This is a genomic window from Stappia indica, from assembly GCF_020177335.1.
Classification (GTDB): Bacteria; Pseudomonadota; Alphaproteobacteria; order Rhizobiales; family Stappiaceae; genus Stappia; species Stappia indica_B.
The window spans coordinates 159,653-173,820 of record NZ_JAIVMG010000006.1; the positions used below are offsets into that span (position 1 = coordinate 159,653).

The following is a 14,168-nucleotide window of genomic DNA, read 5'->3' on the forward strand; positions in this document are numbered from 1 at the left end:
GGTGTGCAGTGCATTCCGGGTCGGGAGACCCGACTGCGAAAACAAGACCGCACAAGAACGGCGGCCTCCAGGGACGGCCTGGCGCGCTCTGCGCGGGGCTTGGCAAGGAAAGGGAAGGAAATGACCAAGCTGATCATCGGAAATGTCGACAATGAGCATCAGGTGGCGGATGTGTCGCGCTATACGCGACAGGAACAGTCCGAGATCATCCTGTGCAATCAGCGGATGCTGTGGATGGCCCGACCGGGCGACGTGGTGGTTCTGCCGACCGCGCCGGAGCCGGAGATCGTTGCCTATTGGGCGAAGCTCAACGGCTGCGCGACTTCCGACATCACGCTGCTGGCGCCGCGCACGGACGGCCCTTGCGCCTTTCTGCGGCAGGAGGAATTGTTCGCTCCCGGTTTCGTCGCCGAATGCCGAGCGGTCATCGCCGCGCTGCCGGAAGATCGGCGGCCGCGCGAATTGCTCGCCTATTTTCCCGACAACTACATGGCGGAATTCGCCCGCGAGATCGGTGTTGAGGTCGCCGACCGGTTCTACGGCGAGGGTGGGGCGACGCTGCTGAACCAGAAAACTGCCTTCCGCAAGATCGCCGCCGGTCTTGGCGTGCCGATTCCCGAAGGGGCGATCAGCGACAACGCGGCGGATCTGCGCCGGGCGATCCTGCGCATGGTCGAGGCCGGAAAGGACTTCATCATCAAGCTCGACCGGCATTCCGGCGGTTTCGGCAATCTCATCGTCCATGGACCGCGCACCTCGGGGCGCAGCCAGGGCTCTTCCTCGGTGCAGCGCTACGATACGGTCGAGGAGGGGCGTGCCTTGTGCGAGCGGATCGTGCCGCGCGTCACCGAAGCGGCAGTGGTCGAGGAATACCTGCCGACCGAGACGGTGCTTTACAGCGAATATCTGATCGAGGGGCCAGGCCGTTTCCGTCACCTCAACGATGGCACCATGGACATGGAGCCCTTGTGGGTCGGCTTCGAGATCCCCGGCAGCTATGCGTTGCACCACCGGACCCTGTTTCTCGACCACAGTGCCCGCATCGTCGCGGCGGTGTCGCAACTGGGCTATCGCGGCTACATCAACATCGACGGTCTGGTGGCCAATGGCAGTTGCCACGTCAACGAGATCAACGGTCGCTGCGGCGGCTGCACCCATATCTTCGAGATCGCCCGACGCCAGTTCGGCGACCGGGTGCTCGGGGCCAAGCATATCAAGAGCTACAATCACGGGATTTGCCGCGAGCGAGGGCAGTTGGTGGCGACCCTCGCGGCGCACGGGCTGTTGTTCGAGCCGGGCAAGGAGAGCGGGGTGATCCCGTTCAACGTCGACTACGATCTGGAAAATGCCTTCGAATACATGACGGTGGCCAACTCGCCAGAGGAGGCGCGACGGCTCAGCGAACGCACGCTTGCCGCGTTCCGCGCGCAGATGGTCGCCTGATCGGCGGGCAGTGCAAGGAGTGACCCGGGGCGGCGGCGTTGGCCGCTGCCGCCCCTGTCGAAACCGTCGAAGGGGTGAGGAGACGGCGCGATGAGCAAGGCAGGAGCAAGTGTCGCGGAAGGCAGGGCTTCGGCGAGGAAACGGCGGGTCACATTGCCAGCGGCGCTGTGGCGGCTGGTGGCGGTGCAGACCCTGATGAACGGCTCGCATTTCATGGCCATGCCGCTGTTGGCGGTGTTTTGCAGTGAGGTGCTGAAGCTTCCGGTGGTGGCGGTGGGCAGCGTTCTGGCGGTCTATTTCATCGCCGCGCGGGTGATGCCGGTGGTGGTCGCGCCGCTGGTCGACCGGTTCGGGCTGTGGCCGGCGGTGACCACCGGCCTCATGTTGCGGGGCGCCGGTTTTCTCGGTCTCTATCTGGCGGCGGGGCAGCGGGACGCGGTGCTGATGGCGGCGGCGCTCGGTCTGGGAACGGCGATCTACGAGGCGGGCGCCTATGGGGTGATCGGCGCGCAGGCACAGGCCGAGCGCGAGCGGCTGATCGTCACCAATGCGCAAGGGCTGAACCTTGGCTGTGTGTTCGGGCCGCTCGCCGGGGCCGGACTGGCGATGATTGACATCGCCTTGCCGCTGCTGCTCAGCGGCCTGCTCTTTCTGGCACTGGCCTGCGGCACGCTGCTGGAGCGCGCCGAGGTGCTGCGTGCGCATCGGCCGCAAGCGGTGCGCGACAGTCTTGGCTCGGTTCTCGGCGACAAGCCGTTCCTGGTGCTGTGCCTTGCATTGGTGCCGTGGTGGGCGCTGTTTGCCCAGCTGTTCGCGGCGTTTCCCATCGAGGCGACCGCGCGCGGAGGTTCGGCCAGTTGGGCCGGATCGGTGCTCGTCGTCAATGGCGCGATCGGCTTTCTGGTGCTGTTTGTCGTGCCGGCGCTGATCCGCTATCTCGGCACTCTTGGTCTCTTGTTTGCCGCCGCCGCTGTTGGCGGGCTCGCCATTGCCTCGGTCGGGTTCACGCCGGGGCTGTGGCCGCTGCTGGTGCTGGTGGGGCTGTTCTCGGCGGCGGAGATCGCGATTCTCGCGGCGGCGGAGATCCTGGTCGGGCGGCACGCCGGCGGGCGGGCGGTGGCGACGTTTTTCGCCGTCTTCAACATGAGCTGGGGCGTTGGCGGAGCCATTGGCGGCGCGGTGGGGCCGTGGATCGCCTCAATGCCGACCGGCGGCGCGGCCTGGGCGGCGCTGGGCGCCTCGGCGCTGCTGACCCTTGCCGGCTTTGCTCTTTACCTATGGATGCGGCCGGTGGCCCTGGAGGACGGCTGAACTCCGCGCCGGATGTCCGAAACGCTGGTCAGCGCAGGCTCGGCGTGATGCTGTTGGCGGTGTCGAGCAGGAAGGGCACGATGTCCTTCTCAACCTTCTCCCGGGTCCAGTGATAGGCGGAGACCGAGCAATGCACGGCCGCAACCGGCCGGCCATCCGCGCCGATGATCGGTGCGGCAACGCCGATTTCCTTGAGAATCAGCTCATTGCGGGAAAATGAGTAGCCCAGATGCGCCGCTTCCTCGACAAGCTCGGCGATCTTGTCGCGATCCTGGGTCGTCTCCGGGGTGAAGCGGGCCAAGGGCCAGTTTTCGATGCAGGCGCGGCGCTCGGCTTCCGGCAGCATCGCCAGGATCGCCCGGCCCCCCGAGGTGTTGAGCGCGGGAACCCGGCGGCCGACCAGCGTGGCGGCAAAGGTGGTCCGCTGGCAGGGGATTCGCGCAACATAGACAATGTCGGAGCCGGACAGTTCCGCCATGTTGATCGTCTCGCCAAGGCGTCCGGACAGCTCGATCAGCTTGGGCATCGCCAGCTGCACCACCGGGTCGGACCAGAGGTAGGCATAGGCCATTTCCGCGAATTTATGCGAGGGGCGAAAGCGCCGGGTCGCTTCATCCTTCATCAGATAGCCGGTCTGATAGAGGGTGTTGGCAAACCGCTGGGTCGCGCTCTTGTCGAGGCCGGTGCGCTTTGCCAGTTCACTTAATCCAAGGCTCTGATGCTCCTCGTCAAAAGCTTCCAGAAGCCGGAGGCCCTTGGCCAACGAATTGACAAATAACGTATCCTGCTTCCGATCCGCCATGGTCATCGGGCCTCTCCCCTACGTCGAGCTGTTTTTCTACCTGACGGCTCTTGACGAGTTTGTCCGAAGTAAGGTGATATACCATTATCAAATACATTGTATCGAAATATGATACAATGAAAATGATTTCGCCGGCGTACGGGAGCGCCGTGCCAGCCCATGTGGAGGATCCATGAAGTCTCTTTCCCTGAAATGCGGCGTTGCCGCTCTTGCGTTGATGGTCGCGGGTGCGGCTCATGCGGGCAAGTCGGACGACACGCTGAATGTCGCCTTCACCAAGGAGCTGGAAAACGTCGACAGCTACTTCAACTCCTCGCGTGAGGGTGTGGTGTTGCAGCGTGCGGTCTGGGACGGGCTCGTCTACCGCGATCCGGTGACCAACGAGTACAAGGGCAACCTGGCCACGTCCTGGGAGTGGATCGACGACCTGACGCTGGAGTTCAAGCTGCGCGAGGGCGTCAAGTTCCACAATGGCGAGGAATTCGACGCCGACGATGTGGTCTACACCGTCAACTACGTCGCCGACGAAAAGAATGGCGCGAAGACCCAGCGCAACGTCAACTGGATGAAGTCGGCGGAGAAGGTCGACAAGTACACCGTGCGGATTTCGCTCAAGAAGCCGTTCCCGGCGGCGATCGAGTTCCTGTCCGGTCCGGTGTCCATCTATCCGAACGAGTATTATGCCGAGGCCGGCCCGACGGGCATGGGCCTGAAGCCGGTGGGCACCGGTCCCTACAAGGTGACCGAGGTGGAACCGGGCAAGCATTTCGTGCTGGAGAAGTACGAGGGCTATCACGACAGCCCGAAGGGCCAGCCGAAGGTCGGCAAGATCGACATTCGCACGATCCCCGATGTCAACACCCAGATGGCGGAGCTGTTCAGCGGCTCGCTCGATCTGATCTGGCAGGTTCCGGCCGACCAGGCGGGCAAGCTTGGGGCGATGGAGCAGTTCACCGTCGCCAATGAAAGCACCATGCGCATCGGCTACCTGACGCTGGATGCGGCGGGTCGGACCGGTGAGAAAAACCCCTTCACCGACGTGCGCGTGCGCCGGGCCGTTGCCCATGCCGTCAACCGGGAAGCGCTGGTCGCGGCTCTCCTGAAGGGCAAGTCGAAGGTCATCAGCACCGCCTGTTTCCCCAGCCAGTTCGGCTGCTTCCAGGACGTTGCAAACTATGAATACGACCCGGAAAAGGCCAAGGCGCTGCTCGCCGAGGCCGGCTATCCGGACGGCTTCGAGACGGATTACTACGCCTATCGGGACCGTGAGTATGCCGAGGCGATCTCCAGCTTCCTGAACGCGGTCGGCATCAAGACCAACTTCCACATGCTGCAGTACTCGGCCCTGCGCGAGTTGCGGATGAAGGGCGGCACGCCGGTCTCGTTCCAGACCTGGGGCTCCTACTCCATCAACGACGCCTCGGCGATCACCAGCCAGTTCTTCAAGTTCGGCTCGCTGGATGATTCCCGCGACGAGGAGGTGCGCGACTGGCTCGACGTGGCCGACAGCGCCACCGATCCGGAGAAGCGCAAGGAGTACTACGCCAAGGCCCTGACCAAGATCGCGGATCAGGCCTATTGGGTGCCGATGTTCTCCTACAACACCAACTACGTGTTCACCAACGAGGTGTCCTACACCCCGACGCCGGACGAGGTCCTGCGTTTCGTGGACATGTCCTGGAACTAGGCTGAACGGTTCTTCCGGCCGGGACCTGAAAGAAAGGTTCCGGCCGGTCGTCGTTCCTGGCCACGGACGGCGCCGGCCCTGGGCTGGCCGGTGCGGCCGTTGGCGTGCCCAACCCGCGGGATACCCCCTTGCTAAACTTCATCCTGAAACGGCTCGGTCTTGCCGTGCTCGTCGCGCTGACCGTATCGGCGATCAGCTTCAGCCTGCTGTTCATGGCGGGTGATCCGGCCGCGGCGCTCGCCGGCGAACAGGCCACCGATGTCGATATCGAAGCCATCCGCCGGCTCTATGGTTTCGACCGGCCCATGATCGTCCAGTACTGGGAATGGCTGTCGCGGGCGCTGCAGGGCGACTTCGGCGAAAGCTACTATTTCCGCCTGCCGGTCGCCGATCTGATCATGGAACGGCTGTCGATCACCATGACGCTCGGCGTCTGCGGCATTTCCTTTGCGCTCTTGACGGCGGTGCCGCTGGGTGTGGTCGCCGCGATCCGTCCGAACTCGCTGATCGACCGTTTCGCGCTGTTCCTGTCGGTGATGGGGCAGGCGATGCCGAGCTTCTGGTTCGGCCTGATGATGATCGTCGTCTTCTCGATCCAGCTCAACTGGCTGCCGCCTTCGGGCACCAAGACCTGGGTGCACTTCATCATGCCGACCATCGTGCTGGGCTATTACGCCATGCCGGCGATCATGCGGCTGACGCGCGCGGGCATGCTCGACGTGCTCGGCTCGGACTATATCCGGACCGCGCGGGCCAAGGGCGCGGGCGAGGGGCGGGTGCTGTTCAAGCATGCCCTGCGCAACGCGATCATCCCGGTGGTGTCGCTGGCGGCGGTGCAGATGGGCTTCATGCTCGGCGGTTCCATCGTGGTGGAATCGATCTTCGCCCTGCATGGGGCGGGGTATCTGGCCTGGGAATCCATTGGCCGCAACGACCTGCCGACGGTGCAGGCGCTGATCCTGGTCTTCTCGATGTTCTACATCGTCTTCACATTCCTGTCGGACGTGCTGAATGCCTGGCTCGATCCGCGCATCAGGGTGGCTTGAGATGACGCGCACAGCCGATACCCTCCTGGAGGAGATCCAGGGCCCGACACCCGGCCAGATGCTGCGCAAGCGCGTCTTCGGTCATCAGGGACTTCTGTTCGGCGTGGCCGTTCTCGGCCTGCTGCTGCTGGTGGCGATCTTCGCCCCGCTGCTGGCGCCGCATGACCCCTACGCCCAGGACCTGCTCGCCCGGATGCAGCCGCCGGTGTTTCTCGGCGGCAGCTGGGAGCATCCGCTGGGCACCGACCATCTTGGCCGTGACTATCTTTCGCGGCTGATCTACGGGGCGCGGATCTCGCTGCTGATCGGCGGCTTCGCGGCCCTGATCTCCGGCCTGATCGGCACGGCGATGGGCGTTGCCGCCGGCTATTTCGGCGGCCGGGTCGACATGGCGGTGACCTTCCTCATCAATGTGCGGCTGGCCATGCCGGTGGTGCTGGTGGCGCTCGCCATCGTCGCCGTGTTCGGCGGCTCGCTGCAGGTGGTGATCCTGGTGCTCGGCTTCCTGCTGTGGGACCGGTTCGCCGTGGTGATGCGCTCTTCCACGCTGCAGGTGCGCTCGCGCGAATACGTCACCGCCGCGCAGGCGATTGGCTGTTCGACCTCGCGGGTGATCCTCAGCGAGATCATGCCGAACATCGTCAACAACCTGATCGTCGTCGTCACGCTGGAGATGGCCCACGCGATCCTGCTGGAAGCGGCGCTGTCGTTCCTCGGGCTGGGCGTCCAGCCGCCGACGCCCTCCTGGGGCCTGATGGTCTCGGAAGGCAAGCAGATGATGCTGTTCGAGCCCTGGCTGGTGGCCATTCCCGGCATCACCCTGTTCGTCCTGGTGCTGGCGATCAACCTGCTCGGCGACGGGCTGCGCGATGTCACCGCTCCCGAAAACCGCAGCTAAGGAGGAAAGCCCCATGAGTGAGCCTGTCCTCAGTGTCCGCAACCTGCGTCTCGACATCCCCATCGGAGCGGGCACGCTGCACGCGGTGCGCGGCATCGACTTCGATCTGGACCGCGGCGAAACCCTGTGCATCGTCGGCGAAAGCGGGTCGGGCAAGTCCCTGACCTCGCTGGCGATCATGGATCTGCTCGGCAAGCGCATCGAGCGCAAGGCCGACAAGCTGGTGTTCGACGGCACCGACCTGACCAAGGCTGGCGCCAGGAAGATGCGGGCGCTGCGCGGCGACCGCATGGCGATGATCTTCCAGGAGCCGATGACCTCGCTGAACCCGGCCTACACCATCGGCGATCAGTTGATGGAAGCCTTGCTGCTGCATCGCAAGGTCGGCAAGGCGGAGGCGCGCCGGCGCGCGGTGGAGCTTCTGGAGAAGGTCGGCATCACCGGTGCGGAGCGGCGGCTGTCGCAATATCCGCACCAGCTCTCCGGCGGCCTGCGCCAGCGGGTGATGATCGCCATGGCGCTGATGTGCGAGCCGGAACTGATCATCGCCGACGAGCCGACCACCGCGCTCGACGTGACCATTCAGGCGCAGATCCTGCGGCTCCTGGTCGATCTCACCCGGGAAATGAACGTGGCGATGATCCTGATCACCCACGATCTCGGTGTGGTGGCCCGCGTCGCCGACAAGGTGGCGGTGATGTATGCGGGCGAGCTGGTGGAGGCCGGTACGGCGAAGAAGGTGTTCGACGCGCCGATGCATCCCTACACCCGCGGCCTGCTGCGCTGCATTCCGGTGCCTGGCAAGACCGAGCGCGGATCGGAACTGGGGTCGATCCCCGGTATCGTTCCCTCGCTGGTCGGCGAGGTCAGTGGCTGCGTCTTCCGCACCCGCTGCGAGGAGGCGACCGAGGCGTGCCGTGGCGAAATCCCCTTCCGGGAAAGCGCCGACGGCCGTCACAATTTCCGCTGCGTGCATGAAGCCGGCCGCCGGGCCGGTGTGGAGGAGCCGGCATGAGCGAAGGCAACGCATCCCCCCCGGTCCTGGAGCTGAGGAACGTCTCCAAGACCTATCAGATCAAGCAGGGCATGTTCGGCGAGCGCAAGCCGCTGAAGGCCGTCAATGACGTGTCCCTGTCCCTGCAGCGCGGCGACGTGCTCGGTCTCGTCGGCGAAAGCGGTTGCGGCAAGTCGACCCTTGCCAAGATCCTGCTCGGCCTGGAGGCGCCGACCAGCGGCGAGGTGCTGGTGGATGGCGAGCCGATTGGCGCCCAGAACCGGCGGCTGCTGGCCCGCCGGATCCAGCCGATCTTCCAGGATCCCTATTCCTCGCTGAACCCGCGCAAGTCGATCCGCGACATCATCTCGCTGCCCTTGCGGGTGCATGGGATCGGCGACAGCGCCTCGCAGGACAAGGCGGTGCGCGAGATCCTCGATGTGGTCGGACTGCCGTCGCGGGTGATGAACTCCTACCCGAGCCAGATGTCCGGCGGTCAGCGTCAGCGGGTGGCGATCGCCCGGGCGCTGATCATGAAGCCGGAGGTGGTCGTCTGCGACGAACCGACCTCCGCGCTCGATGTGTCGGTGCAGTCGCAGATCCTCAATCTGCTCGGTGAGCTGCGCCGCGAGTTCGGCCTGACCTACCTGTTCATCAGCCACAATCTGGCAGTGGTGGAGCATCTCGCGACCCGGGTGGCGGTGATGTATCTCGGCCGGATCGTCGAGGAAGCGCCGGTCGGGGCGCTGTTCGATGAGCCGCGCCATCCCTACACCGAGGCGCTGCTTGCTTCGGTGCTGACGCCGGAGCCGGACCTGGGTGTGCCGGATACCCATCTGGGCGCGACCTATCCGAACCCGATCGAGCCGCCCACCGGATGTCACTTCCACCCGCGCTGCGCCCGGGTGATGGAGCGTTGCAAGGGCGTTGCCCCGCAGCTCACCTCCGACGGCGAGCACAGCGTCGAGTGCCATCTTTATGGCCAGGAGAGCGGTCAGGCGGTGGCCTGATCCGGGGCCCCAACATTGGGGGCAGTGGAACAAGAAAGACCGATTGTGAGCAGCAGCAATTTTTCGAAAACGCAGAGCGTGCGCAAATCCGTGCTGCGCACGCGGCATGGGGTGGTGGCCGCCCAGCATCGGCGCGCGGCGGAGGTTGGCGCCGAGATATTGGCCGCCGGCGGCGATGCGGTGGACGCGGCGGTTGCCGTGTCCTTCGCCATTGGCGTTGTCGAGCCGTGGATGAGCGGTCCGGGCGGCGGCGGCGCGATGATGCTGTGGCGCCAGGACGAAGGCCGGGCCTATGCGGTCAACTATGGCATGCGGGCGCCGAAGGCACTCGATCCGGCGGACTATCCGCTTGAGGAAAACGGCACGGCGGGGGACCTCTTCCCGTGGAAGGCGGTGGCCGGCAACCGCAACGTGGAAGGCGCAACGGCGATAGCCGTGCCGGGCACGGTCGAGGGCGCGGGCCAGGTCCATGAGCGGTTCGGCAAGCTGCCCTGGGCGGATCTGCTGCAACCGGCGGTCGGGCTCGCCAATGAGGGATTGCTGGTCGACTGGTACGCGGCGCTGATCATCGCCTCGGCGACCCGCTCGCTCGCCCGCGATCCGGATGCCGCGGCCCAGTATCTGGAGGACGGTCAGTGGCCGACCATCGCCGGTTGGACGGCGCTGGCGACCAAGCGCATCGACATGAGCGGCATGGCCGCGACCCTCGACCGGCTGGCCAGGGCCGGCTACCGCGATTTCTACGAGGGCGATATCGCCGCGATGCTGGTCAAGGACGTTCAGGCCAAGGGCGGCTGCCTTGGCCGCGATGACCTTGCCGGGTACCGGGCAGTGATCGAGGCGCCGCTGAAGCTGGCCTATCGCGATGCCCATATTCATGCGCTGCCGGGGCTGACGGCCGGGCCGACGCTGGCGGAGGTGCTTGCGTCCCTGGAAGCAGAGCTTGCGCCGGGCGATCAGCCCGATGGGGCGGCGTTTGCCGCCTATGCGCGGGCGCTGAAGGGCGCCTATCGCAGCCGGCTTGCCGGCATGGGCGACGGCGAGGCGCCGAGCGCGCCGGGGTGCACCACGCATTTTTCCATCGTCGACCGGCATGGCAACATGGTGGCGATGACCCAGACGCTGCTGTCGATCTTCGGCTCCCGGGTGGTGTCACCCTCGACCGGGCTGATGATGAACAATGGCATCATGTGGTTCGATCCGGAGCCGGGCAAGCCCAACTCGCTTGCAGCGGGCAAGCGCTGCCTGATGAATGTCTGCCCGGTGATCGGCGAGAAAGGCGCGCGGCGTTTCGCGCTCGGCGCATCGGGAGGGCGCAAGATCGTCTCCGCCGTCAGCCAGCTTACCTCGCTCCTCACCGATTTCGACATGAGCCTGGAAGAGGCGTTCCACGCGCCGCGCATCGACGTGTCCGGCGGCGAGACAGTGATTGCCGATGAGACGCTGCCGGCTGCGGTGATCGAGGCGTTGGCCGCCGATCAGCCGGTGACCACGACAAAACGCACCACGTTTCCCTATGCCTTCGCCTGCCCGACAGCGGTCTTGCGCGAGGGGGGAGAGAACATGGGCGCAACCGAGATCATGTCGCCTTGGGGCGATGCAGCACTTGAAAGGGAGGGAAGCTGACCATGGCATCGAGAGAGGGGGCGATTGCCCGGGCGGGAGCCTATTTCGATGAGGGGACGTTCAAGGAGGACCTGGCCCGCCTCGTCGCCTTCGAGACGGAGAGCCAGAACCCGGACCAGAAGCCGGAGCTGCGCCGCTACCTGGACGAGGCGATGCTGCCCTGGCTGACCGAGCTGGGCTTCACCTGCCGCATCTTCGACAATCCGGATCCGCGCGGCGGGCCGCTGCTGGTCGGTGAGCGCATTGAGGACCCGGCGTTCGAGACGGTGCTGACCTATGGCCATGGCGATGTGATCCGTGCCCAGAGCGACCAGTGGCGCGCTGGGCTCGCGCCCTTTACCGTGGTGGAGGAAGGCGACCGGCTCTATGGACGCGGCACGGCGGACAACAAGGGCCAGCATCTCATCAACATTGCCGCTCTGGCCCATGTGCTGGCCGAGCGCGGCAGCCTTGGCTTCAACGTCAAGGTGCTGATCGAGATGTCGGAGGAGACCGGGTCGGCGGGGCTCGCCGCTTTCTGCGCCGCCGAGCGCGAGTTGCTTTCCGCCGATGTGCTGATCGCCTCCGACGGTCCCCGGCTGCAGCCGGACACGCCGACCATGTTCATGGGCTCGCGTGGCGGTGTCAATTTCGACCTGATCGTCAATTTCCGCGAGGGGGCGCATCACTCGGGCAACTGGGGCGGGCTCTTGGCCGATCCGGCAACGGTGCTGGCCCATGCGATCGCCTCGATCGTCGACGCGCGCGGTCAGATCCAAATCCCGGAGTGGCGGCCGACCAGCCTGACGCCGGATATTCGCGCCGCGCTGCGCGATCTGCCGATCCTCAGCGAGGAGGGCAGCGGGCCGCGGATCGACGAGGACTGGGGCGAGGAAGAGCTGTCGCCGGCCGAGCGGGTGTTCGGCTGGAACTCCTTTGCCGTTCTGGCCATGAAGAGCGGCGTGCCGGAAGCGCCGGTCAATGCCATCTCCGGCTGGGCAAAGGCGCATTGCCAGTTGCGCTATGTGGTGGGGACCGACACCGACGACATCCTGCCGGCCTTGCGCCGTCATCTCGACGCCCATGGCTTCCAGATGGTCGAGATCACCCCGGCGGACCGGGTGTTCTTCCGCGCCACCCGGCTCGATCCGAGCGACCCCTGGGTGACCTTCGTCGCCACCTCGCTTGAGGAGAGCGCCGGCAAGGCGCCGCATATCCTGCCGAACCTGGCCGGCTCGCTGCCCAACGACACGTTCAGCGAGATCCTCGGCCTGCCGACCGTCTGGGTGCCGCATTCCTATCGCGGCTGTTCGCAGCATGCCCCCAACGAGCATGTGGTGAAAGCCACCTGCCGCGAGGCCTTGAGCCTGATGGCTGGCCTGTTCTGGGATATCGGCGCGCGCAAACCCGCCTGACGGTTGCGGACGCACCAATGGTGATATCGGAAAGGCGGCGGGGTCTCCCGGCCGCCTTTTTCGTTTTTCTTCGATGCCCTGAAGGGGTTGGCCGTTGCCGCCGACGCTCGATGCTGTGTCGGAATTCTTGAGTCATGCGAAGGGGTTCCGGGGTCCTCTTGATGAAGTGATTCAATCGCCCCTCACGCTTTGGATGAAGAAGGGGGAAGGCGCTACCTCTTTTGGTCGGGTACTCCCAACCGGTTCGCTCATGGAAAATGATCCCGGATCATGCACTGACCGCGCCTGCGGGCCAGGAGGGGTGGAGTGTTCTCGTGAGGGTTGAGACAATCGAGCCCGACCTGGCGGCCAATCCAGGTGTTTGCGTGATCGGCGCAGGGCCGGTCGGTATCGCGCTCGCTCTCCGCCTGGGGCGGTTACGGCGGCGGGTTCTGCTGATCGACGCCGGTCCGATGAGCCCGGTGACCGATATCAGCGGCGCTTTCAAGCTCGATCTCGCCGATGCGCTCACTCATGCCTCTTCCGAGGAAGCGACGCGGCAGGGGCTGGGGGGCACTTCGAGCGCCTGGGGCGCCCGCTGCTCCCCGTACGAGGCCATCGACTTCAGAATGCGGTCCTATGTGCCGCACTCGGGTGCGCCGGTGGGGGCGGAGGAGCTTGCCCCCTATGTGACGCCGACGGCTCGTTTTTTCGGGGTGGAGGATCACTTTGCCGACGATGAGGGTGAGGGGGGCAAGGCGTCGGTACGGATCGGGCGCTACATGCGCGTCAGCCCTTGCGCGGATATGGGGCGGCGCCATGGCGCCGAGTTGGAGGCTTCGGCGCAGGTTGCATTGCTGCTGGAAACGCGGGTGTTGAAACTCGACTTCGATCCGCTCGCCGGTACCGTGACCCGGATTGTCGCCCTGCGGCGCGGCGAACGCTACACCCTGACACCCCGGGCCATCGTGCTGTGTTGCGGTGGCATTCAGAATGCCCGGATGCTGCTCGACATGCAGCGTGCTTTTCCGCGTTTCCTGGGCGGAGAGGCTGGACCGGTCGGGCGTTACTACATGGGACACCTGTCCGGGAGCGTGGCGAGGATTGCCTTCCGTCCGCCGGCCGCCGCTCGCCCGTTTCAGTTCAGCGCCAATCCGGACGGCAGTTTCGTCCGGCGCATCTTCACTTTCACGCCCGCGGCGCTCGACCGGGAGAAGCTGCTGAACATCTATTTCGCGCCGGTCAGCTATCCGCTGGGGGATCCGGACTATCGTAGCTCCACGCTGTCGGCGCTTCACCTGGCGCTTTCCCTCAGATTTCTGACCACCGACTACATGGGCAAGTTCCGGCCTGGCCACAAGACGACGCCGTTCGACTTCCGACTGGGCATGCGTGCACATGCGGGAAACATCCTGCGGCAGCCGGTCGGCGCCGTGACGGGGCTCTACCGGATCACCCGGGAACGTCTGGGCTATACGCAGCGGCTGCCGTTGTTCCAATACGAGAACCCGGCCGGGATCTACGCCTTGCGCTATCATGCCGAACATGCGCCGACCCCGGCGAGCAGAGTGACGCTTTCAGGTCGCTCAGACAGCGAAGGCGTGCCGATCCCGCGGGTGGATTTTCGCTATTCCTCGATGGACATGGAGTCTGTGGAACGGGCGCATGAGGTGTTCGAGAGATGGCTGGCCCAGCACGGGTACGGTCAGATGCACTGGCTCCAGCCAGCAGAGCGGCGACAGGAGCATATCCGTGTTCAGGCCAGTGACGGGTTTCACCAGATCGGGCTGACGCGCATGTCGGCGAGCCCGGAGACCGGTGTGGTCGACGGGGACCTGAAGGTGCACGGGACGACCAATCTGTTCGTCTCCGGTGCCAGCGTCCTGCCCACCAGCAGCTATGCGCATCCTACCTTCACGGCGGTCAGTCTGGCCTTGCGGCTGGCGGATTTTCTGGCCGCCGGCTTTGTCTGAACGGT

11 protein-coding genes are annotated in these 14,168 nt (G+C 65.4%); 10 read left to right on the forward strand and 1 reads right to left on the reverse strand.

Going from position 1 to position 14,168, the window contains the following annotated elements; all coding sequences use genetic code 11:
- The first annotated feature begins 120 nt into the window (after nt 1-120).
- Together LC062_RS10370 and LC062_RS10375 are read left to right on the forward strand one after the other, a co-directional pair.
- Entirely contained in the window at nt 121-1,443 is a 1,323-nt protein-coding gene (locus tag LC062_RS10370; protein ID WP_224910959.1) for a preATP grasp domain-containing protein, read from the forward strand.
- A gap of 90 nt (nt 1,444-1,533) precedes the next feature.
- Nucleotides 1,534-2,754, forward strand: coding sequence for an MFS transporter (locus LC062_RS10375; protein ID WP_224910960.1), 1,221 nt, complete (start codon nt 1,534-1,536; stop codon nt 2,752-2,754).
- Between the two features lie 28 nt (nt 2,755-2,782).
- Here LC062_RS10375 and LC062_RS10380 read toward each other — a convergent pair whose 3' ends face one another.
- Nucleotides 2,783-3,562: an IclR family transcriptional regulator gene (locus LC062_RS10380; RefSeq protein WP_224910961.1), complete on the reverse strand. Its 780-nt coding sequence runs from the start codon at nt 3,560-3,562 to the stop codon at nt 2,783-2,785.
- Between the two features lie 166 nt (nt 3,563-3,728).
- Between LC062_RS10380 and LC062_RS10385 the strand changes: the two genes are divergently transcribed.
- The 8 genes from LC062_RS10385 to LC062_RS21480 all read left to right on the forward strand — a co-directional run bounded on the left by LC062_RS10385 (nt 3,729) and on the right by LC062_RS21480 (nt 14,163).
- Nucleotides 3,729-5,243 (forward strand): ABC transporter substrate-binding protein, encoded by a 1,515-nt coding sequence (locus LC062_RS10385; RefSeq protein ID WP_224910962.1) that lies wholly within the window; start codon nt 3,729-3,731, stop codon nt 5,241-5,243.
- Between the two features lie 128 nt (nt 5,244-5,371).
- Nucleotides 5,372-6,289 carry an ABC transporter permease gene (locus LC062_RS10390; RefSeq protein ID WP_224910963.1) on the forward strand — a complete coding sequence of 306 codons (918 nt, stop codon included), beginning with the start codon at nt 5,372-5,374 and terminating at the stop codon, nt 6,287-6,289.
- A 1-nt stretch (nt 6,290) separates the two neighbouring features.
- A complete protein-coding gene (locus tag LC062_RS10395; RefSeq protein WP_224910964.1) occupies nt 6,291-7,187 on the forward strand; it encodes an ABC transporter permease in 897 nt (298 codons plus the stop codon).
- A gap of 13 nt (nt 7,188-7,200) precedes the next feature.
- Nucleotides 7,201-8,202 carry an ABC transporter ATP-binding protein gene (locus LC062_RS10400; RefSeq protein ID WP_224910965.1) on the forward strand — a complete coding sequence of 334 codons (1,002 nt, stop codon included), beginning with the start codon at nt 7,201-7,203 and terminating at the stop codon, nt 8,200-8,202.
- Nucleotides 8,199-9,191 (forward strand): ABC transporter ATP-binding protein, encoded by a 993-nt coding sequence (locus LC062_RS10405; RefSeq protein ID WP_224910966.1) that lies wholly within the window; start codon nt 8,199-8,201, stop codon nt 9,189-9,191. Before LC062_RS10400 ends, LC062_RS10405 begins: the two co-directional genes overlap by 4 nt.
- Before the next feature lie 45 nt (nt 9,192-9,236).
- Nucleotides 9,237-10,817: a gamma-glutamyltransferase gene (locus tag LC062_RS10410; RefSeq protein ID WP_224910967.1), complete on the forward strand. Its 1,581-nt coding sequence runs from the start codon at nt 9,237-9,239 to the stop codon at nt 10,815-10,817.
- Nucleotides 10,818-10,819: 2 nt separating this feature from the next.
- On the forward strand, nt 10,820-12,211 hold the full coding sequence (locus tag LC062_RS10415) for a M20 family metallopeptidase (RefSeq protein ID WP_224910968.1): 1,392 nt from the start codon (nt 10,820-10,822) through the stop codon (nt 12,209-12,211).
- Between the two features lie 314 nt (nt 12,212-12,525).
- A complete protein-coding gene (locus tag LC062_RS21480; protein WP_224910969.1) occupies nt 12,526-14,163 on the forward strand; it encodes a GMC oxidoreductase in 1,638 nt (545 codons plus the stop codon).
- The last annotated feature ends 5 nt before the right edge of the window (nt 14,164-14,168 follow it).

Coding starts and splice junctions, on each gene's coding strand:
- LC062_RS10415 (WP_224910968.1), top strand. CDS start 10,820: ATGGCATCGAGAGAGGGGGCGATTGCCCGGGCGGGAGCCTATTTCGAT.
- LC062_RS10380 (WP_224910961.1), bottom strand. CDS start 3,562: ATGACCATGGCGGATCGGAAGCAGGATACGTTATTTGTCAATTCGTTG.
- LC062_RS10400 (WP_224910965.1), top strand. CDS start 7,201: ATGAGTGAGCCTGTCCTCAGTGTCCGCAACCTGCGTCTCGACATCCCC.
- LC062_RS10385 (WP_224910962.1), top strand. CDS start 3,729: ATGAAGTCTCTTTCCCTGAAATGCGGCGTTGCCGCTCTTGCGTTGATG.
- LC062_RS10395 (WP_224910964.1), top strand. CDS start 6,291: ATGACGCGCACAGCCGATACCCTCCTGGAGGAGATCCAGGGCCCGACA.
- LC062_RS10405 (WP_224910966.1), top strand. CDS start 8,199: ATGAGCGAAGGCAACGCATCCCCCCCGGTCCTGGAGCTGAGGAACGTC.
- LC062_RS10370 (WP_224910959.1), top strand. CDS start 121: ATGACCAAGCTGATCATCGGAAATGTCGACAATGAGCATCAGGTGGCG.
- LC062_RS10375 (WP_224910960.1), top strand. CDS start 1,534: ATGAGCAAGGCAGGAGCAAGTGTCGCGGAAGGCAGGGCTTCGGCGAGG.